17 protein-coding genes and 1 pseudogene are annotated in these 22,383 nt (G+C 36.1%); 7 read left to right on the forward strand and 11 right to left on the reverse strand.

Annotated elements, in window-relative coordinates; translation table 11 throughout:
• Positions 1–68: 68 nt before the first annotated feature.
• Positions 69–518: a hypothetical protein gene (locus R2I74_RS00765; protein WP_316353196.1), complete on the forward strand. Its 450-nt coding sequence runs from the start codon at positions 69–71 to the stop codon at positions 516–518.
• A 14-nt stretch (positions 519–532) separates the two neighbouring features.
• On the opposite strand, the pseudogene R2I74_RS00770 reads toward R2I74_RS00765, so the two are convergent.
• Positions 533–1,362: pseudogene (locus tag R2I74_RS00770) on the reverse strand (IS5 family transposase).
• A gap of 70 nt (positions 1,363–1,432) precedes the next feature.
• Between R2I74_RS00770 and R2I74_RS00775 the strand changes: the two are divergent.
• The 4 genes from R2I74_RS00775 to R2I74_RS00790 all read left to right on the forward strand — a co-directional run bounded on the left by R2I74_RS00775 (position 1,433) and on the right by R2I74_RS00790 (position 7,239).
• Complete coding sequence (locus R2I74_RS00775; RefSeq protein ID WP_316353197.1) at positions 1,433–2,701, forward strand: hypothetical protein; 1,269 nt, start codon at positions 1,433–1,435, stop codon at positions 2,699–2,701.
• Between the two features lie 214 nt (positions 2,702–2,915).
• Entirely contained in the window at positions 2,916–4,817 is a 1,902-nt protein-coding gene (gene dnaK / locus R2I74_RS00780; RefSeq protein WP_316353199.1) for a molecular chaperone DnaK, read from the forward strand.
• A 373-nt stretch (positions 4,818–5,190) separates the two neighbouring features.
• On the forward strand, positions 5,191–6,327 hold the full coding sequence (gene dnaJ, locus R2I74_RS00785; RefSeq protein ID WP_316353200.1) for a molecular chaperone DnaJ: 1,137 nt from the start codon (positions 5,191–5,193) through the stop codon (positions 6,325–6,327).
• A 6-nt stretch (positions 6,328–6,333) separates the two neighbouring features.
• Positions 6,334–7,239: a ribose-phosphate diphosphokinase gene (locus R2I74_RS00790; protein ID WP_316353201.1), complete on the forward strand. Its 906-nt coding sequence runs from the start codon at positions 6,334–6,336 to the stop codon at positions 7,237–7,239.
• A 153-nt stretch (positions 7,240–7,392) separates the two neighbouring features.
• On the opposite strand, the gene R2I74_RS00795 is transcribed toward R2I74_RS00790, so the two are convergent.
• The gene (locus tag R2I74_RS00795; protein WP_316353202.1) at positions 7,393–8,232 is read right to left on the reverse strand and encodes a hypothetical protein; all 840 of its coding nucleotides are present in this window, start codon (positions 8,230–8,232) and stop codon (positions 7,393–7,395) included.
• A gap of 733 nt (positions 8,233–8,965) precedes the next feature.
• Here R2I74_RS00795 and R2I74_RS00800 point away from each other — a divergent pair.
• Positions 8,966–14,491, forward strand: coding sequence for a beta strand repeat-containing protein (locus R2I74_RS00800; RefSeq protein WP_316353204.1), 5,526 nt, complete (start codon positions 8,966–8,968; stop codon positions 14,489–14,491).
• Between the two features lie 808 nt (positions 14,492–15,299).
• On the opposite strand, the gene R2I74_RS00810 is transcribed toward R2I74_RS00800, so the two are convergent.
• A complete protein-coding gene (locus R2I74_RS00810; protein WP_316353205.1) occupies positions 15,300–15,929 on the reverse strand; it encodes a hypothetical protein in 630 nt (209 codons plus the stop codon).
• A gap of 252 nt (positions 15,930–16,181) precedes the next feature.
• On the opposite strand from R2I74_RS00810, the gene R2I74_RS00815 reads away from it, so the two are divergent.
• On the forward strand, positions 16,182–16,472 hold the full coding sequence (locus R2I74_RS00815) for a hypothetical protein (protein ID WP_316353206.1): 291 nt from the start codon (positions 16,182–16,184) through the stop codon (positions 16,470–16,472).
• 32 nt (positions 16,473–16,504) lie between these two features.
• Here the strand turns inward: R2I74_RS00815 and ruvX are convergent, their stop codons facing one another.
• The 8 genes from ruvX to R2I74_RS00855 form a co-directional block, all read right to left on the reverse strand.
• Positions 16,505–16,972: a Holliday junction resolvase RuvX gene (gene ruvX / locus R2I74_RS00820; RefSeq protein WP_316353208.1), complete on the reverse strand. Its 468-nt coding sequence runs from the start codon at positions 16,970–16,972 to the stop codon at positions 16,505–16,507.
• A gap of 5 nt (positions 16,973–16,977) precedes the next feature.
• Positions 16,978–17,742, reverse strand: a complete 765-nt coding sequence (locus R2I74_RS00825) for a septal ring lytic transglycosylase RlpA family protein (RefSeq protein WP_458693306.1) — start codon at positions 17,740–17,742, stop codon at positions 16,978–16,980.
• Between the two features lie 25 nt (positions 17,743–17,767).
• The gene (locus tag R2I74_RS00830; RefSeq protein ID WP_316353210.1) at positions 17,768–18,343 is read right to left on the reverse strand and encodes a BON domain-containing protein; all 576 of its coding nucleotides are present in this window, start codon (positions 18,341–18,343) and stop codon (positions 17,768–17,770) included.
• Between the two features lie 210 nt (positions 18,344–18,553).
• Entirely contained in the window at positions 18,554–18,901 is a 348-nt protein-coding gene (locus R2I74_RS00835) for a HesB/IscA family protein (RefSeq protein WP_316353211.1), read from the reverse strand.
• Positions 18,898–19,290, reverse strand: a complete 393-nt coding sequence (iscU, locus tag R2I74_RS00840) for a Fe-S cluster assembly scaffold IscU (RefSeq protein WP_316353212.1) — start codon at positions 19,288–19,290, stop codon at positions 18,898–18,900. The genes R2I74_RS00835 and iscU overlap by 4 nt, the downstream gene beginning before the upstream one ends.
• 186 nt (positions 19,291–19,476) lie before the next feature.
• Positions 19,477–20,733, reverse strand: a complete 1,257-nt coding sequence (locus tag R2I74_RS00845; RefSeq protein WP_316353213.1) for an IscS subfamily cysteine desulfurase — start codon at positions 20,731–20,733, stop codon at positions 19,477–19,479.
• 10 nt (positions 20,734–20,743) lie between these two features.
• Positions 20,744–21,853, reverse strand: a complete 1,110-nt coding sequence (locus R2I74_RS00850) for a cysteine desulfurase family protein (protein WP_316353214.1) — start codon at positions 21,851–21,853, stop codon at positions 20,744–20,746.
• Between the two features lie 2 nt (positions 21,854–21,855).
• Positions 21,856–22,257 (reverse strand): Rrf2 family transcriptional regulator, encoded by a 402-nt coding sequence (locus R2I74_RS00855; protein ID WP_316353215.1) that lies wholly within the window; start codon positions 22,255–22,257, stop codon positions 21,856–21,858.
• Positions 22,258–22,383 lie beyond the last annotated feature (126 nt).

Genomic DNA, 22,383 nt, shown 5'->3' on the forward strand with positions numbered 1-22,383 from the left:
GCATTCCTTGTACAATTGTCAATTAATACTATATACAAGACTTCGTATAATTAAAATAAAAAATACTTATGTTAATTTCTATATTGTCCTATATGGGTATAGCTTCTTTATATACTAAATATTTTAAGATTAAGTTTACACATTCTCTTCCCACTTCCTTGTCTTTGATTATCGTATTCTTATATATTTCTGCGATGATTGGGGCGTTATCTTTGGCCACTTATTTTTTGTATATTTTAGGTATAGCTAGCTTATTTATATATGCTTATTTGGATAGAAAAGAATTAACACTCTACTTACGGCAATATTTGCTTGAGATTACCGTTTTGCTTAGCGTTATTTTAATTTACGCCTTTTACACCAAGGATGCATATTTTAGTTCTTGGGATGATTTTTCACATTGGGGAGTATTTAGTAAAGAACTACTATTAAGTAGCGCCATAGAAACAAAAACAATGCCGACATCAATATTGTTGTCGCATGCTCACTATCCAAGGGGACCTGCAATATATCATTAGACCTCTTTCGAAACTCATTTACCAAGCTCCCAATTATATAAACCAGCAATTAAATTGAACCTAAGACCAAATCTTTTGCGTCTATTTCGATGCAATTATTTTAAAACGCTTTAACATAATTTATCACCGATAACATTTTCATTTAATACTCTGTCACTTGCTAAACTTCTATTATTTTTCTTATCTTCTTTAGTTAAAGCATTCTTTTTACTCTTTTTCTTTGGTAGCTCAGAATTTGTATGAATCTTCTGTAAGCCTTGATAACCAGTATCAGTAATCACTTTAACCTCAGGCAGTATATGGGTTCTTGATTCTTTAAATAATTTAAAATCATGACGCTTACCATTGGAAAAAGAAGTGCATATGACTCGTTTGCTTTTCTTATCTACTACTATTTGAGTCTTTAACGTATGTCTTTTCTTTTTACCTGAGTAATAGTATTTCTGTTTTTTTGGGGTCGCTCTATAGGGCTTTCTGTAGCATCTATTAAAACTAATTCATACTCCATACCGCTTTTAACTAGAGCCTTCTTACCTGGAAGAGCAAAATCCGGATGTTTTATTAGAGTGTCTTCAACAAAACGAATTGTTTTAAATGCACTGCTTTCGCTAACTCCATAATTCTTAGCTATATGAAAATAGGTACGGTATTCCCTTAAATATTCAAGTGTCATTAATAGGCTGTCTTCCATACTAAGACTAGCTCTTCTGCCACCTTGGTACCTCCTATTTATTTGTTTCTCTGTCTTTAAAATCCCTACCATCTTTTCAAATGTACTATTTCTTACCCCTGTTAATCTTCTAAAATGCTCTTCCGATAAAATGCTTAAATTTTTATATCTCATATAGTTCTAAATTAAGTAAATTCGACTTTATAACATATTTAGTCCAGTTTCGAAAGAGGTCTATTATTTTATGTTAGCAGCTTCCAGTTATTCTGAGGCTACACTCTTACTGGCGCATTTTATTTTGCATTTAATTTTCTTGGCGCCATTAATGGCTAATAGAAAATTTTGGCATAGTTTCTTTATAATTACTCCAATATTAGCAGTAATTATGTTGTATACCACAGGTATTAGGTCAATTTATAATGACAGTACCATTGGTTTAATGTTTTGCACAATTATTGCTATCTATATTTTGGAGAGCAACAAAAAGAGAGCCATCATCACATCTTTGCCAATTTTTATATTGCTGCCCTTATTTAGAGAGATCGGTTTTATACTAGCTATGATTGCGGCATTAATGATTATTTTAAAAGAAATTAATGGATCAAAGCAATCAATTCAGTATCATTTTATTCTTTATATTTTAATATTTGTGGCTCCTATTATAAGTAATTTTATTTGGGCTAATTATTTTAAAGCCACCCATAATTTTTTTGGCAGAACAGAACATAGCTTTAGTAATTTATGGCTATTAATCAAATCATTTAATGAACAGAACCAACTGCTTGTCCTGCATTATCTTAAATTTTTGTTTAAATTTTTGATTCAAGAAGGAAGTTTAGTAACTTTAACGTTAATTGGCATTAGTTGGTATGCCGTGCGGAGAAGAAGTCGGGAATATATTCAAGAATATAAGTTTTATTTTAAAAGCGCTTTAATATTTTTTGTTACTTTTTGTCTTTGGAGACTATATCTGTATTTCTTTACTTTCTCTTATGTTGAAGCAATAAAAGCAGCGTCTTTAATAAGATATTTAGGCTGCTATTGCTTAATCTTTGCAGTGATAGCTGCTGTATATATTAAAAAATGGTTGTCAGAGTATGATCTAAAGAGCAAAGAATTAGCTGCTTTACTATTAGTGTTCACCACATCTTTGTTAATTGTAATCAATAAAACAACACGAATAGAAACTAACGTAAGTTATTCACAACGAGAATTTATTTTAAACGCTAAGAATACAAGTTTGTTAATTAAACAAGGTATAAAACCACAATTTGATTTTATCAATAAGAAAGAATTGTTTAGTTGTTTTTGGCTGAATTATGAAATGTCTCCGTATTTAAGTACCGAAGAGTTTAAAAAATGTGTTGCTGCTCCAATAAATTACGATCCAGAACATAAGGTGCTATTTCAGAATTTAAAGCATGAGTATCTTGAAGAGTGTATTCATAACAAAGAAAATTGTAAGGTAAAATATTACCCATTTAACAATAAGGTAGAAATTTATTTTGATTAAGGCTTTAGCTGATAATCTAATGAAAGACACCATTAATAATATCTTTAAGGATGGCTTGTATAATGGTTTTCAACAAAGATTATATAAAATTTTGTTAATTTTAATAATTTTTGCATTGAGCAACTCTTGTAAAATCGTGTATCAACACTATATCTAAGCTTATAGCTAACTAAAATAAAAATTTAGTAATTTAAATATATTATTTGAGGAATTCATGGGAAAAGTAATAGGGATAGATTTAGGTACAACTAATTCTTGTGTTGCAGTTATGGAAGGTAAAGAGCCAAGGGTGATACCTAACGCTGAAGGAGCAAGAATCACCCCGTCAATAGTTGCATTTGCCGCTAACGGTGAAATATTAATAGGAGATCCGGCTAAAAGACAGGCGGTGACTAATCCAAAGCGCACATTATATGCCATTAAACGATTGATGGGTAGAACATTTAATGATCCAATGGTAAAAAAAGATCAGGATTTGGTGCCTTATACTATAGTAAAAGCTGATAATAGCGATGCTTGGGTTGAGGTAGATGGTAAAAAATATTCTCCAAGTCAAATTAGTGCATATATATTGCAGAAGATGAAAGAAACTGCTGAAAACTATTTAGGAGAGAAAGTAACTCAGGCGATTGTTACCGTACCAGCATATTTTAACGACGCTCAGCGTCAGGCGACCAAAGATGCCGGCAGAATAGCTGGCCTTGAGGTATTGCGGATTATTAATGAACCAACTGCAGCAGCCCTTGCTTACGGCTTTGATAAATCTGGAAGTAAAACAATTGTAGTTTATGATTTGGGTGGCGGAACTTTTGATGTATCAATTTTAGAGATTGGCGAAGGTGTATTTGAAGTTAAAGCGACAAATGGTGATACTTTTCTGGGAGGAGAGGATTTTGACATTAGAGTTCTTGATTATTTACTGGAAGAATTTAAAAAAGAAAGTGGTCTTGATTTAAGGAAAGACCCGCTAGCGTTGCAACGTCTGAGAGAAGCCGCGGAAAAGGCCAAAAAAGAGTTGTCATCAACACAGCAGACAGAAATTAATTTACCTTATATTACCGCGGATAGTAATGGTCCTAAACATTTGAATATTAAACTGACTAGAGCAAAATTAGAAGCTTTAGTAATGGATTTAATTGACAAAACTATGGAACCTTGTCGCCTTGCTCTAAAAGATGCTGGTTTTAAAGCTGCAAATATTGATGAGGTAGTATTAGTTGGTGGCATGACTAGAATGCCAAAAGTTATTGAAAAAGTTAAGGAATTCTTTGGCCGTGAACCACATCGTGGAGTTAATCCTGATGAAGTAGTGGCACTGGGCGCTGCCATTCAAGGTGGGGTATTAAATAAAGATGTTACCGATATATTATTGTTGGACGTAACGCCTTTATCTTTGGGTATAGAAACCTTAGGTGGAGTATTTACCAGGTTGATTGACCGTAATACGACGATACCAACCAAGAAAAGTCAGACATTCTCTACTGCTGATGATAATCAACATGCTGTAACTATTAGGGTATTTCAGGGTGAGAGAGATATTGCAGTTGAAAATAAATTGTTGGGACAGTTTAATTTAGAAGGAATTCCGCCAGCTCAGCGTGGTATGCCACAAATCGAAGTTACTTTTGATATAGATGCTAATGGTATAGTTCATGTTTCTGCCAGAGATAAAGCTAGCGGCAAAGAGCAGAAAGTGACGATTCAAGCATCAGGAGGCTTAAGTGATCTAGAAATCGAAAAAATGGTTAAAGATGCTGAAGCTAACGCTAGTAGTGATAAAAAACGCAAAGAGTTAATAGAGGCTAAAAACAACGCTGATAGCTTAATTTATTCTACCGAGAAAAGTATTAAAGAGTATGAGGAGAAGATTCCTGTAAAAGATAAAGAAGAAGTACAACAGGCAATTAGCTCATTACAAGAGGCGTTAAGTTCTGAGGATGTAGAGCAAATTACCGCAAAAACAGCTCATCTAACTACTGTTAGTATGAAAATAGGTGAGATTATGTATAAAGATCATCAGCATGATCCAGCTGCAGCTGCGACTGGAACTGGAACTGAAGATGCAGGAGATGATAAGGTGGTAGACGCTAATTATCAGGATTTAGGCAAAAAATAGGTATACTCGATCAAAATCTGCGGATTGCGGTGTCGTCAATCAGAGATCTGCGGTGCTCACGTATGAAGTAACTGCTTGCGCTCCTCGACTCTGTGACTCCTAGCACTCCTTGATTTTGACCTTCGTCTACTCTTGGTGAAAATTGAGAATGCGATCTATACGCATCAAGTTAAGGAAAAAGGGATAATATGAACCGTCACCGTCATTGCGAGGGCTCTGCCTGAAGCAATCCAGTCCATATTACTGGATTGCTTCGACCATAAACGGTCTCGCAATGACAGTGTGAGTGGATCAAAGCTTGACGACTTGACACAGTTCAGTTCAGCATGCCTGAATTCAAAAGCTTCAGTAAAATAAACAAAAATTATTATATATGTCATCAGAAGATTTTTACGCTGTACTTGGAGTTAGCAGATCCGCTACCCAACAGGAAATTAAAAAAGCTTACCATAAGTTGGCAATGCAATATCATCCTGATCGTAATTCAGATAATAGTGAAGCAGAAAAAAAGTTTAAAAAGATAAACGAAGCATATGACGTGCTTAAAGATGAGCAAAAAAAAGCTGCTTATGATAAATTTGGGCATAATGCTTTTCAGAATTCAGGAGGTGGCGGAGGTTTTAATAGAGGCGCTGGTGGCGGTGGTGGAGAATTTCATGATATTAATGATATATTTGGTGATTTTTTTAGTGATTTTATGGGTGGAAAATCACGAACAACAAAATCTTCAGGCAAAATAAAAGGAGCGGATCTCAAATATAACATGACCATCACTCTTGACGAAGCATATAAAGGTGTAGATAAAAATATTAATTTTACCACTGAAATAAAATGTAACTCTTGTAATGGTAGCGGTAGCGAGGGTGATGGTAGCGTAACTACTTGCGATATGTGTCATGGCCGTGGAGTAAACAGAATGCAACAAGGATTTTTTACTTTGGAGCAAACCTGCGGTAAATGCCAAGGTATGGGGCAAATAATTAAAACGCCATGTAAAAAATGTTTTGGTAATGGTCGTCATTCGCAAGTCAAAAATTTATTAGTCAATATTCCAGCGGGTATTGAAGATGGAACCAAGATACGTCTGATTGGAGAAGGAGAAGCCGGTATTCGTGGTGGCAATAGCGGTGATTTATATATTTTTGTTACGATTAAGCAGCATGAGATTTTTAAAGCTGATTCAGCAAATTTACATTGTAGATTACCAATTAGTTTTACCAAAGCAGCATTAGGTGGAGAGATTGAGGTGCCAATTATTGAAGGCGGCAAAGTAAGTCTGAAAATCCCAGCTGGTACTCAGAATGGTGATCAATTAAAGCTACGTGGTAAAGGGATGTCTAAAGTAAGGCTCGCAACGAGAGGTGATATGATTGCGCATGTTTACGTTGAGGTGCCTAAATCTTTAACCAAGAAGCAGCGAGAATTACTTGAATTACTAGATAAGGAATTAGATGATGGTAAAGGTGATGATGTTAGTTTCTTTAATAAAATGAAAAATCTATGGTCTTAAAGAGTAATGTTAAAGGTTACTTCCGGCAATAGCCATATAACACTAGCTAAGCAATTGAGCCAACAGCTTAATATAGAGTATATTGCTGCTGATATCCAGAAATTTGCTGATGAGGAATTACGCATACAATTCACTACTCCATTATATACAGATGATATTATTATTGTTCAATCGACATCAAACCCAGCAAATGATTACTTAATGGAATTGTTGTTGCTAGTTGATGCGGTAAAATGTGCAGGGGCACAACGTATAATTGCAGTAATGCCTTACTTTGGATATAGTCGCCAGGATCGCCCGTCTTATGATTACGGCCCAATTTCCGCGCGTTTAATTGCCACTTTACTGGAAGCTGCTGGAGTTGATCAACTCATTACTATTGACTTACATTCCAGTCAAATCGAAGGATTCTTTAAGATTGGTGTACAAAACATTAACTCTATTCCTCTATTTACCACAAGTATCACTGAAAATCAGAATTTAGTTGTAGTATCTCCAGATATCGGCGGCATAAATCGTGCACAAAAATTGAGCTCATATCTTGGTGTTGATATAGCTATAATTAATAAAATTAGAAATACTTATAATAAATGTTCTATGCAGCAATTAATTGGCAATGTTTCTGGTAAAAAATGTTTGCTTATTGATGATATTGTTGATACTGGAAATACCATATGTCAAGCAACAGACTTATTATTAGACAAAGGGGCTGTTGCCGTAGAAGCTTTCATAACTCATGCAGTATTATCTGAACCGGCAATATCGAATATCATGCAATCTCGGCTGGAGAAGATTAGCATTACTAATAGTATTGTTCATCATCATCTACCTAGAAAATTTAAAGTTATTGGTTTAAATTCTTTACTTGCACAAGCAATCCAAAAGATAAACTCGCAATTAGCTATTAGTTGATAAAGCTCATGGTAATATATTACGAAGTATTTTAATTGGCAACTTACGTTACTTAATAGTACGCTGCGGTACTCGACTTCGTTTTTCCTAAAAATTCCTCTCTTATATCTACTGATCTTACATGCTCTGGTATAACCCATTGTAAATTATTAGTTATGACAGTAATTTCTCTGTCTCTTTTATTAATCGGTCAGCGAATACGATAGTCATAATTGAGCTTTTAGTGAGTTCTATTGCAGCTTTAAAGTTATTTGCATCATCTTCATAATTAGTATTTAGATAATCACTTGCAGTACTATCATTGACTTGTATAGAAACTACTAAAGCAGATAAGGCATTTTTTAACCTTTCAATTTGTCCACCAATCATTGAGAGACCATTAATTACGAATTTATTAACACTATCATTTGCTTGATTAGGGTCAGCGATAATGTTTTGAGCATTAGCCTGATTAATTGGGGTCAATATATCTGTAGGAACACCAAGACCAGTTGTAGGTAATGACAAATCAGGTGTGGTAATCTGAATAACTTCACTCATTAATATATTAACTCTAACATCTATTGGCGCAGCACTGACGGATGTAAGGTCAGCAGCGTCAAAGAGATTTCTGCTGTCAAAAGTAGCTGTGATGAATTGACGATTAAGATCAGCTATGCTTGATAAATATAAATTATTTAAAGCTGTCAACAATGTAGGGTTTGCTGTATTAGCTTGAGCAATAATATCTTGTATTTTTATGAGTTGTTGCTTATTTGATAATAATATTGATCGTGCTATTGTAAGCAGATTAATGCTATAAGCAATATTTTTGGCTAAGCTCTTAAGGATAGGTACATTATTTCGTAATTGTGAACCTACAATGTAGTCTACAATACTAGCTTTACTTCTATCACCACTAGCCATACGCTCGCCACTATCACGTAATTTTATAGTAGCTATTTTAAGCGCGAGGCTAGAGTGGTTGCTAACTGGATTAAGAAAACTAACCATAAACGAACTATGTTTTTAGATAAATTTGTGTTAATTCTATAATAAAATCAAGCAGTGCATTTAATAAATATGCTCGAATCTTAGATTGATTCGCAACCAAAATATTAATTTTTTAGTGTAGCTTAATTATTTAAGTCATTATAGCAATTAGCATGATTTAAGCCAAAATATTATCTATGATCAATCATTTTTAGCGCCTGATTGCGATAGAAGTTGCTAAATTAGATATAGTTCTTCTTACCTAATGTTAGTATTCATATAATATGTTGTAAAGTTCACCATTCTGGTTTAGAAAAACTTGAACTTAGTTCCACGTTGCAAGACATATAACCGTGAGTCACTTTGGTTAAATAGGAAAATTTCTGATTATACTTTCATATTCTGTTTGCACGTTTCCAATATACAACAAAACCTTACACAAATGACAGAACAATAAAATAATATAATTATGACCTCAAATTATGTTGACCAAGGCATTCTATTGTCATAAAAAACTGCTTGATTAAATTTTTTAGCCCCCATATTAATTAAGTTTAAATGTAGTGCATTTATTGCATGTCTTAGGTTTTTAATATCTTTGTTAAAATTCTTAATGTTTATCTTGATAAATACAAAATGTTCAATATACTATTTTCATCAAATTTAAATAATAACTACTACCACCCTCATAGGGTGTTTAAAATATATTTAAGCGCATTAAATTTTAAACATATCAATATAGGAAGAAAGAATTATGGAAAAGAAACCAAAATTTCTTAAAAATTTACTAACTACCGCCTCAGCGATTGCAGTAATCGCAGGTGGGTTAAGTAGCACGGCGTTGGGTGCTACGCATACTACTACAGGCACTCCTGCTGATTTACATATTGGTGGAGTTAGTGATAATGGTTTGCTAGGCTTTGCAGCAAATGACGTTTTAAAAATTGGTGTTGCTGGAAATGTTGTGGTTAATGCTGGTAGTGCTGTTGGTCCAATTGAAGCTATTGAGGTAGCGTTTGCTGGTGCTAACTTTGTAGATAATAAAGGTATGACTATTGGTGCTATAGGAGCAGCTGGTAATACCATGACTTTAAATGTCAATGGTGCTGTCACAACAACATTAATTGGTACTGCAAGTGGTGATGCAGTCAATGCAGCAAGTTCAAATGTTGTAAATCAGTATGATGGTCTAGGTGATGTTACTTTAACTGGAGTTGGTGCTACGTTGGCTATTGCTCCTGCCGCTCCTGGCGCTATTGTTTTAGGCGGCAATATAGCAGGTGCTGGTGCTGGTCAAGGTATATTGACCATAACTAATGATGGTAATACAACAACATTCAATGGAACAATTGGTGCTGGTGTGGGTTCGCTGGCAGCAATAAATATTGGAGCCCCTGGAGCAGCAGCAAGCAATACGGCAATACTGAAAGGAACAGCAATTAAAGCGACTACAATAACACTTCATGCTGACCTTGCTGCTGCTGGTGGTCCTCATGCTTCGACCTTAACTCTTGACAGCACTAACGGTGCACAGACAGTGACTGGAGCGATTGATGCGACTGCAGCTACTAACGGCGGGACGAGTGTATTAAACTTTATTGGTGCTAACGGTACAACCGTAACTGGAGCTATTGGTACAACTGCGCCATTGACGGCAATCAACCTAGGCGTAGCTAATGGAGCTACTGCTTATGCAGCAAAATTAGAAGGTGCAGCAATTAAAGCGACTACAATAACACTTCATGCTGATCTTGCTGGAGCTACTGCTTCGACCTTAACTCTTGACAGCACTAACGGTGCACAGACAGTGACTGGAGCGATTGATGCGACTGCAGCTACTAATGGCGGGACGAGTGTATTAAACTTTATTGGTGCTAACGGTACAACCGTAACTGGAGCTATTGGTACGACTGCGCCATTGACGGCAATCAACCTAGGCGTAGCTAATGGAGCTACTGCTTATGCAGCAAAATTAGAAGGTGCAGCAATTAAAGCGACTACAATAACACTTCATGCTGATCTTGCTGGAGCTACTGCTTCGACCTTAACTCTTGACAGCACTAACGGTGCACAGACAGTGACTGGAGCGATTGATGCGACTGCAGCTACTAATGGCGGGACGAGTGTATTAAACTTTATTGGTGCTAACGGTACAACCGTAACTGGAGCTATTGGTACGACTGCGCCATTGACGGCAATCAACCTAGGCGTAGCTAATGGAGCTACTGCTTATGCAGCAAAATTAGAAGGTGCAGCAATTAAAGCGACTACAATAACACTTCATGCTGATCTTGCTGGAGCTACTGCTTCGACCTTAACTCTTGACAGCACTAACGGTGCACAGACAGTGACTGGAGCGATTGATGCGACTGCAGCTACTAATGGCGGGACGAGTGTATTAAACTTTATTGGTGCTAACGGTACAACCGTAACTGGAGCTATTGGTACGACTGCGCCATTGACGGCAATCAACCTAGGCGTAGCTAATGGAGCTACTGCTTATGCAGCAAAATTAGAAGGTGCAGCAATTAAAGCGACTACAATAACACTTCATGCTGATCTTGCTGGAGCTACTGCTTCGACCTTAACTCTTGACAGCACTAACGGTGCACAGACAGTGACTGGAGCGATTGATGCGACTGCAGCTACTAACGGCGGGACGAGTGTATTGAACTTTATTGGTGCTAACGGTACAACCGTAACTGGAGCTATTGGTACGACTGCGCCATTGACGGCAATCAACCTAGGCGTAGCTAATGGAGCTACTGCTTATGCAGCGAAATTAGAAGGTGCAGCAATTAAAGCGACTACAATAACACTTCATGCTGATCTTGCTGGAGCTACTGCTTCGACCTTAACTCTTGACAGCACTAACGGTGCACAGACAGTGACTGGAGCGATTGATGCGACTGCAGCTACTAACGGCGGGACGAGTGTATTGAACTTTATTGGTGCTAACGGTACAACCGTAACTGGAGCTATTGGTACAACTGCGCCATTGACGGCAATCAACCTAGGCGTAGCTAATGGAGCTACTGCTTATGCAGCGAAATTAGAAGGTGCAGCAATTAAAGCGACTACAATAACACTTCATGCTGATCTTGCTGGAGCTACTGCTTCGACCTTAACTCTTGACAGCACTAACGGTGCACAGACAGTGACTGGAGCGATTGATGCGACTGCAGCTACTAACGGCGGGACGAGTGTATTGAACTTTATTGGTGCTAACGGTACAACCGTAACTGGAGCTATTGGTACGACTGCGCCATTGACGGCAATCAACCTAGGCGTAGCTAATGGAGCTACTGCTTATGCAGCGAAATTAGAAGGTGCAGCAATTAAAGCGACTACAATAACACTTCATGCTGATCTTGCTGGAGCTACTGCTTCGACCTTAACTCTTGACAGCACTAACGGTGCACAGACAGTGACTGGAGCGATTGATGCGACTGCAGCTACTAACGGCGGGACGAGTGTATTAAACTTTATTGGTGCTAACGGTACAACCGTAACTGGAGCTATTGGTACAACTGCGCCATTGACGGCAATAAACGTAAAAGCCTTAGCTACTGCTACTTTGTCAGACGCAGTAGTGAACGCTACCACCATCACTATTGGTGAAGTTGTGAATACAGGTACATTAATACGCGGTGGAAATGTAAATTTTGATCTTAATCCTGGTGCAGCAGTTCAAACAGTTTTTGCTAATGCTGATTCGGTGTTAAAATTACAGAGTACAGCTGGTGCCATACAAACAGTTACTGTACAAAATCACGTGGATCCAGGAGCAAATAAAGGAATAATAGAATTGCATACACAAGGTGCTGGCAGTCAGTTGGTAATTACTGGTGGTGCTGCTGGTAAAACTTTGGGTACTGCTATCAATAAGTTAAAAGAATTGAAAGTGACCAGTACCGGCACTAATACTGAGTCAGTAACTATTGCTGGTGGAGCTAATGCAGTTAATCTTGCTAACATTGATGTATTGAACATAAAGAGAGGCGCAGTACTTTGGAATAAAAGTGGGACTGCTGCTGTGACAACTAATATTGGTGAAGCTGGTGGTGGTGGTGCCGCTGGTTTAGCTCTGGATGCCACTGAAGCTGATCTTGCTTTGCTTAATGGTACAGCGATTAACTTTGTCAATGCTGACTCGAAGTTAATGCTCGGTCACAATAATGCTGGGGCAAATAGAACTATTACATTACATGGTAATCTAGTAGGTGGCGCAGACGATAAGGGAATAGTAGTACTTATGTCCAAGCAAGCGGGTAAGCAATTAATTATTGATTCAATTGGTGGTGCTCAATCAATTGGCCAAGCTGCCGGCAATAGATTTAAAAATTTAGTTATTAAAGGTCTTGGAGATACTGTAATTAATACCAAGGTTTATGCTAAGACTTTAACTTTAGATGGTGGAAATGTTAATTTTACAGCCGGAATTGATCAAGGAACTAATAGTGCTATTACAGTAAATAATAGCACTATAGTGTGTGGTAATATTGGCAATACTGGTGGCAACGCCACTATTACTTTAGGTAAAAACGCTTTAACATATCAGAATGGTATAGCAGCTTTCTCTGGCAACGTAGTAATTAATACCACCATAGATCAGGGTGTAGGGGTTGGTCATATAGTAATTGATGGCGGTGTTGGAGCAGCTAATCTAAATCTTGCTGGAGTACAGGCAATTACAATTAATGTGGATGGTACTTCAAATATAAATGATATTGGTCAATCCTACCCACTTCTACAAATTGTTAATGCTGGTACAATTACACCGCCAGCAGGAGTAGCGCCTGCGTTAAACAACAATGACTTAGCTAACCCAAAACCAGCTTGGGCTTATAACGCTGCTACGGCTATGTTATCAAATCATGCTGGTGGCGGTGGTGATGAAGACGAAGGAGATGAAGGGGATGATGAAGGAGACAATGATGATAATAATGAACCTAAACCAGAGGATCTTAATCCTAAACAAGAAGATCTTATTCGTGACGCAATTGCTAAGACTATGGAAATAGCTGAGTTCAAAAATAAAACAAATGCTTATGTTGGCTATACAGTTGATGCTGGTGGTAATCTAATACCAGTGAACAAGATAAAAGCGGGATTAGAGAAAGATTTTGGTAAAACTAATCCTGGAATAGTGACAGCTTTTGCTGGTGTTAACGTCCATGACAATAGTGATGCTAGTGATGTAGTTAATGAGTTAGGCAAGTTATCTATAACTGATCCAGAACGTCAAAAAAAGATGGCCGATGGATTAAGCGTAGCAGCACCTACTGCAGCTGTAGCAACAGTGACTACTGGGTTGGTACAAGCCGCACAAAGTGCAATCGGCGCCAGGATGGATAATGTAGCTGGAGGAGCTGGTAATAACTTTAAAGTTTCCGAAGGTTTAGGTGTTGCTGCTGGTGATGAGTTGTCAGCAGAGCGTTATGGTATCTGGGGTACTCCATTTTATGCTCAATCAACACAAAAGAAAAAAGGTAGCACTCCTGGATATAAAAGTAAGGCTGGTGGTGGCACTATCGGCTTCGATTGTTTAGCTAATGATAATTTAACTTTGGGTCTGGCTTTCACGGCTATTAGTACCAAGCTTGATCATAAAAATCAAAAAGCAGGTGATACCACAAAAGTTGAAAGTACGTTATTTTCTATATATGGAGCACAGCAATTGCCAAGTAACTTATTTGTCCAAGGTATTGTTTCATTTGGTTCAAGCAGAGTACGTAACTATGAAAAGCGTATAATAAATCTGACTTTAGATCAGACTGCGCTCGGAAAATATAACTCGACTTCATATAGCGGAGAAGTATTAGGTGGTTATAGGTATATACTGCCGGATACGCATACCGTGCTTACTCCAATGCTTGGTTTGAGATATGCCAAATTTAATGATAGTGGTTATACGGAAACTGGTACAACTCGTAGAAATATGAATGTCAGTAAAAAATCAGTTGATAAAATTGAAGGAATTATTGGCGGCAGGGCTTCATTTCAGTCTCAGATAAAAGAGGTGTTATTAATGCCGGAGGTGCATGGTTTTGTCAATTATGATTTTAAAGGTAAAGCACCAAAGGTTGAAGCAAGACTAGGTGGTGCATCGGCACCAATGCCAACAAAAGCTTCCAAACCTGAAAAAACCTTTGTCAACCTTGGTACGAGCTTAACTATAAAATATCGAATGATGGAATATGGTTTTGGCTATGATGCTAATTTGGCAAAAAAATATGTAGGACATCAAGGTACTTTAAAAATTAGAGTTAATTTTTAAGTTCTGACTCTTGGTCTATAGCTTCAACCATTTAAGGTAGGAGAGTGTTGTAAGTTTAAAATCGGATATAATAAATCTAGAAGTCAATATAAGCTGAGGTTTATATTGACTTCTACAAAATTGCTTCTTGGTTCGTAATCATTTAGAGGTCTGGCAAAAAAGCATAACAAAGTACACTTTAAGTGGTAAAAGTATTTATTAGCATCGCTTAAAGTTTAGTAAATCAGATACAAAATCTTTTAGAAATCTGTTGACATTTAGAGCAGAGAATGAAATTTTGAGAGCGGAAAATAAAGCACTTAAAATAAAGAATGGTGAACTTAAAGAAAAACTAGAATTAAATTCGAAAAACTCATCTCTACCAAGTTCGAAAGATTTATACAAGCTAATAAAAGAAAATCAAAATCTGGTAACCATTGTAAGTCTAAGAGGGTAGATGTAAACAAAAAATTCAATTAATGTTTTGTTTACATCTACCCTCTAATTACCACAATTTTAGCACCCCATACCCCACCTGAGCTGAGACCACGATAGTGGTCGAAAATATTTCGTTCATTTACTGGATTGCTTCGACTTCGTCTCGCAATGACGGAGATTGCTCACTTCATTTTCTTAACTTGACGCTTATGGTTTCAGCGAACACTCTCGAATTAATAATCAATTAATGACATTAGTATAGCACATACAAGCCGTCATCAAGAGCTGATCCGAGATCAGCCTGAGTGCGTTTCGTACTTTAACAAAATCTCGCAATGACAACTTTTTCTGACAACCTTAACACTCTTCTCTTTGAAACCTTAATCTTAAACTAAAATCCGAACATTGCTGTTGGTTGCGTGGCTACAAAGCCAATTACATTACTCAATTTATCAAAATTAGGTAATAGTGATAGTTCTATAGTAGAATGTGTATTTTGCTTGTTTACAGAGTAAGTAATACTGGCAAGCTTCCCACTTAATACATTTGCTATAGGCAGCAGACATTTTTCATACTCATCAACCGGTATAATATTTTGTACAGTAATATTAGTAAGTATCAGCTCTTTATTAGTGCTAGGCAGTAAAGTCTTACATATATTGCTCAAATATAAAATCTCTTTACGTTCATTAGCATAAAAAAATACCTGCATGGCATCTTGTAATAAACGTAAACAAAAGCTGCTATTCAAGAAACGATTTTCTTCATTTACAGATTGATTATAGTTTAAGATAAAATTTTTGGTAGTATCCAACAATACATCCAATGAAAAATTTAAACCATAATTTTGGTATATTTCTAAATATTTGACTAATTTATATATACCTATATCTGGTCCTAATATTTCCCATGATCTTATTGTTACAGCTGGAATATTGTAAGTTTTCTCAATATATTCCCTACTTAATCCAGCTTGTTTACGTATATATTGAAGTCTTGATCCGAGTTGTTTTAAATCCATATGAATAACTTGTTTAATATATTTAAATAATTAGTATTATATAACACACTGTCTATTATTATACAACACTTATAATTATCTTTATAGAGTTTATTAAATATTATTTTATATTTGTATATAACAAGACAATAGTACCATAATATAAAATATTATTATTGATTTCCATCCTAAAATAGAGTACTTCCTGCTTATAGATAGAATATTAAAATATCATTTTACTAAACAGCGTGATATATAATTATATGGTACATTATGACACAAACTAATACAACTACTTTTAACAAAGAAGTATTACAAAATATATTTGAGGACTTGATTAAAGATTCATTAATAAAGTTGGCAAAAGATTTAGCTGACAGGATATTATTAGTAGAGTTACAATATTTATATATCAATAAGATTTATAATAATTACGAAGATTCTTCAAAATTCATAGATAAGTTTATAATAGATGTAGATTTAATAATTTCTAAATCTTATCATACAATATCATCTGATATTGATAAAGCCATAGACACTTTAATAGTTGAGATGCGTGCTTAAGGACACTTAGCTGCATAAGACAGAGAGCCGGCTTAATTCAGAAATTTAATAGAACTCAATACTGTTTCTAGAATCATGCCAGCAGCAATAGCATCATCTTGCTGATTTCTCTTGTTTCTTTTTAAACCCAAAGATTTTAGCAAATTATTTGCTGCTCTGGAGGTTAATCGCTCATCTTGCATATATATTGGTAAATCAGTTGTAGTAGATAAATAATTTGTAAAATTTTGTACTGATAGCGCCTGATTACTAACAGTACCATCCATCATAATCGGCAACCCTATAATTAAAGCGCAAGCTGAATACTCATCAACAAAACTTAATATTATTTTTATTTTTTCTGAGTCATTGATACAATTTAACGTTTTTAGAGGCATGGAGATCGTATAATTTGGATCAGATATTGCTAGTCCAAGTTTCTTCTGTCCATAATCTATAGCAAGTATTGGCTTGCTGTTCTGAAGTAACTGGTGGAATTCTTGTAAATTAGATATTATCACAGAACCTAAGGAGTTATAGCAAGATTATATTTTAAATTTACTAATTTAACATGACAATTAATACTACAATGTTTACGTTTTGCTTTATGAGCTGTTCTTGAACCTTCTTTAGGATTTAATGCAATTTTTTTTAGGAAATCTTGAGTTTCTTTATGCATATATTGTACCCGTACTTTAGCAATTCCTTGTCTTTTAAAAGACAGAACATGAGCTGCAGCCTCAGAAACATCCAATATACGATTTTTGTTGAATGGTCCTCGGTCGTTTACCATTAGGATTACTGATTTGTTATTTTCCAAGTTTGTTACTTTGACTAAACTTGGTAGCGGTAATGTTGGGTGCGCTGCTGTTAATGTATATTTATTATAGAGGTCACCATTTGCGGTGTTTTTTCCATGAAACCCGTGCTTACTACCATACCAGGAAGCAACACCGCTTTGATCATATTTAATATTTTTTTCTGGTGTATAGCTATTACCTTTAATGCTATATTCCTTACCTATTTTATAATGTCCTTGATAATTAATATTTTTAGGATCTTCTTTTGATAATTTTTTATGCAACCTATCTTGTTGACTCATGCAACCGGTCAGTAAAAAAAGTAAAATTATGTATACCTTTGATACTTCAAGATTTGGGGTGTCGGACATCGGGTCTCGGTTGTGCTCACGTACTAACGTACGCTGTGCAACCTCGCCACTCGTCCTTTTACCAACTCTTGAAGTATCTGCGGTATATACTCGATGCACTTCAAAGCAGCGCTCGACCATTGAATTAATTTTAGAATGCAAATATTTAAGTATTTTCATCGGCAAGTCTATCTGCAACAGTGTCATTACTTGAAGGTTCTATTATTTTAACATTAGATATAACTTTTTTGACACCATGTACTTTTGATGCAATATCTGCTATTAGCTCTAATTCTTCTTCTGACCTAGCACTACCAAATAAATACACAATATCACTAACAGTTATTACCGTATAATTTACAAACTTAATCTCCCGCTTTAAGAAAGCTTTCGATTTAATTTGAGTAGTAATCATACTATCTCTTGTATATTGCACCAAGTCAAAGTGACCACTGTTTTTATCAACTATCAACTCATTTACTACTTCTTTAACATCCTTCTGATTCCAGGCGATTTGTACAGCAGTTAGCATATCCTCTTCTTTATCGACAGTACCAGTATATAAAACACGAGCATTTAATACGCTAATAGAGATTTTGGTATATAATTCTCTGAAATTGCTTTTCATAAAGTCCGCTTTAATTCTTGCAGCAATTTTGGCATCATCAATTGCAGTGCCTACAGACCGGTCTCCAGCAACAGCCATAGTTGAGCTAACAGCACCAGTAAAAATAGCTGGCATACAGCCACTCAACATTAAGGTTATAATAAAAATGGGCAAAAAATAAATTTTATACATCTATACTTTATAAATAAATTATGTTACGAAAGCAATAAATTTTATATGGCGTTATCCACAAACCTGGCAATCTAGTTATAGTTATTTGCTTTACTAGATTGCTTCGGGCTTTAGCCCTCGCAATGACGTGTAGGCAACGCAACCAAGGTATCTTCAAACATTGAATGATTTGCCACAGCCGCATTTTCCTTTTTCATTAGGATTAACAAATACAAATCCAGATTTGAATTGATCATTATGATAATCCATCTCAGTGCCAATTAGGTACATTAATGCTTTGGGATCAATTAAAATAGTGACGCCATGCTGTTCTATTACTTCATCAAATGGTTTTTTCTCATCTGCATATTCAAAGTAATAGCTATAACCAGAACAACCGCCTGATTTAACGCCAATTCTAATACCAACCACTGGTTTCTGGTTATTTTTAAGTAACAGTTTGATTTGTTCTACTGCTGACTCAGTTAGCACAAGTGCTTGTTTAGGTTTTATTGCTGTCATATTGCAGATTTTGCTTGTTTATCTTTATAGTCTTTTATGGCTGCTTTTACCGCATCTTCAGCCAATAAAGAACAATGAAGCTTTACCGGTGGTAGCGATAAGTACTCTGCAATTTCAGTATTTCTAATTGCTTCTGCTTCATCTACCGATTTACCCTTGATCCATTCAGTTACTAAAGAGCTGGAGGCAATTGCTGAACCACAACCAAAAGTTTTAAATTTTGCTTCTTCAATCATACCTTCTGCGTTAACTCTAATTTGCAATTTCATTACATCTCCACAAGCAGGTGCACCAACCAAACCAGTACCTACAGTAGTATCTGTTTTATCTAAAGATCCTACGTTACGTGGATTCTCATAATGATCTAATACTTTTTTATCATATGTCATAATTTTTACCTCACAGGTTTAAAAAAGTCTCGTATTTGTTCTTATTAAACCTCCTGCCTTACTATATATGAGAGTGGAATTTTTAGGAAAAATCAAACGAAAAACCGCAGCATACTTTAGTATGTGAGGATTTTAAGCTTGATTTTGACGACAAAATTACCTCTCAGATGAAGTAAGACAGGAGGTTTAATGAGTTGCCCACTTAATCTGCTTTAAGTCCACACCCTCCTGCACCATTTCCCAGAGTGGACTCATTTCTCTCAAAAATTTGATTTTAGAAATTATAAGTTCTACCGCGTACTCAATCTCATCTTCACGAGTAAATCTTCCTACTCCAAATCTAAGAGAAGTGTGTGCCAGTTCTTCATCTACTCCAAGTGCTCGTAATACATACGAAGGCTCTAGAGAAGAGGAGGTACAGGCTGAACCAGAGGATACTGCTAAATCTTTGACTGCCAGAATCATCGATTCACCCTCAATATAAGCAAAACTCAAATTAATACTACCAGGGTAACGTTGATCTCGATCACCATTTAAATAAACATCAGGAATTTGACTGGTAATTAGACCTACAAATTTATTAAATAAATTTTTGACATGTAAATAGTCTTGATCCATTTCAGCCAGAGCAATCTCAGCAGCTTTACCAAGCCCTACGATTAGCGGTGAGGCCAGAGTACCTGACCTCATGCCTCGCTCCTGTCCGCCACCGTTGATGATAGGACTTAGGCGGACACGAGGTTTTTTACGCACATATAAGGCTCCAACACCTTTCGGTCCATAAATTTTATGACCAGAAATGCTAGCAAGATCAATATTACATTCATCAACATCAATTGGAATTTTGCCGTAGCCTTGAGCGATATCTGAATGAAAAAACACTCCATTGGAACGACAGATTTTACCAATTTGTGCTAGTGGTTGAATTACGCCGATTTCATTATGTACAGCCATTATTGAAACTAGCATTGTATTTGCGGTAATAGTTTGTTGTAACAATTCTAAATCAACTAAACCATTCTGTTTTACTGGTAGATAAGTTACCTGAAATCCATCCTGTTCAGCATGTCTACATGCATCCAAGACGCATTTATGTTCAGTAGCTAAGGTAATTATATGATTTTTTTTATTACCATAAAATTTCGATATTCCTTTTATCGCCAAATTATTGGATTCTGTCGCCCCAGAGGTAAAAATAATTTCCCTTGGTGTTGCATTAATTAGTTTGGCTACTTGAGCGCGTGCCAGCTCAACTGCTTCCTCTGCCTCCCAGCCAAAAGCATGGCTACGAGAATGAGGGTTACCAAATTTAGTGGTGAAATATGGTAGCATTGCTTCCAATACTCTAGGATCCATAGGCGTAGTGGCCTGATAATCCAGGTAAATTGGAAATGTACAACCATTTGCCAGTAATTTTTGTCTTAGTTGTTCAAGTTTACTCATATTATCTTTTTTAATTATGTATTTCTTTGAAGGCATTAATAAAACCGTCAATATCCTCTACTGAATTATCTGGTGATGTCGAAATTCTGATTGCTGATACTGCAATTTCGGAATTAACACCCATCGCTTCTAATACATGAGATTTATTGACTTTACCGGAAGAGCAGGCAGAGCCAGAACTAACTGCTATATCACGTAAATCTAAAGCTATCAGTTGCAATGAAGATAACACGCCAGGTAAGCTAATAAGGGATGTATTAGGAATGCGTGGAGCAATTGATGATAATATAGTAATTTGTGGAAATATATTATCTAAATTACTTTCTAACCTTTGTTGCAGTAGTCGCATATGCTGAATCCGTTGTGAGAGTTCTTCTTTAGCGATTTTTGCTGCCAACCCTAATCCTGCTATTGCAGCAACATTCTCAGTGCCAGCACGTAAGCCCGTTTCTTGTTTGCCACCAATAATATGGGGCACCAGATGATGTTTGGTTTTAGCAATTAATGCTGCAGCGCCCATTGATCCACCAAATTTATGTCCTGAGATCACCGCAAAATCTAGATCAAGATCAGTGATATCTACTACCATCTTTCCGACAGCTTGTACGCAGTCACTATGTATCAAAGCACCAAATTGTTTAGCAATTTTTGCTATATTTTTTAGCGGTTGAATTGCTCCAGTTTCATTGTTTGCAAGCATTACTGAAACCAGCTTCTTGCTTTTTTTACTTTGGCTCAATAATTGAGTCAGAGAATCAAGATTAACGATACCATGATCATTGACAGCAATAGTTTTTATATCAGGGTAACGATCTTGTTGGCTCAAGATTGATAAATGCTCTACTGTCGAAATAAAAACATCGCCATCAATAAAATTAGATAATATCAAATTATTGGCTTCCGTCCCGGTAGCTGTAAAGATTATGCTATATTCACGAGAGTACGGAGCAATCCCCATTAACTCTTTAATTTGTATTCGTGCTTGTTCCATAATATTTTTGGCATTACGACCACCAGCATGTATAGATGAGGGATTTAATGGTTGTTTTATCATGTTATACATCAAATCTGCAACGTCTTGATGAATGGCTGTGGTTGCGTTATTATCAAGATAAATCATGGTTACAATATATCTGCAACTGAAATTGCAGTAAAATAACTTCTAATATGCTCACTCAAGCCATGCCATAAATCATGTGTCCTACATTTGACGTGATCTGGCATACATCCAGGATATGAGTTAATTTTACATCTAGTCATTTCAATATTTTCTTCTACCGCATCAATGATAGCAGCGATAGTTAGCTGGTTTAGTTCTATATTAATAGTATAACCGCCACCTGGTCCCTTAATTGCATTAACTAAACCAGCTTTTCTAAGTTTAGCAAAAATTTGTTCTAAATAATTTAGAGCGATATTCTGCCGTGCAGCGATTTCAGCCAGACTAGTGGGTTTTTGCGTATCTTGTGTTGCCATATCTAAAATGGCCATAACCGCATATCTGCCTTTAGTGCTAAGCATCATATATAGACCTCTTACATAACCTATTCTGCTACATGTACTAGGTTAATGTTATATTAACCTAGTAATTCAGTCAAGTATTATCAAGTATAATTTGATAGACCTTATCAACTTGCTCAAAAAAGAAAT

The organism is Candidatus Trichorickettsia mobilis (assembly GCF_963422225.1).
Classification (GTDB): Bacteria; Pseudomonadota; Alphaproteobacteria; order Rickettsiales; family Rickettsiaceae; genus Trichorickettsia; species Trichorickettsia mobilis_B.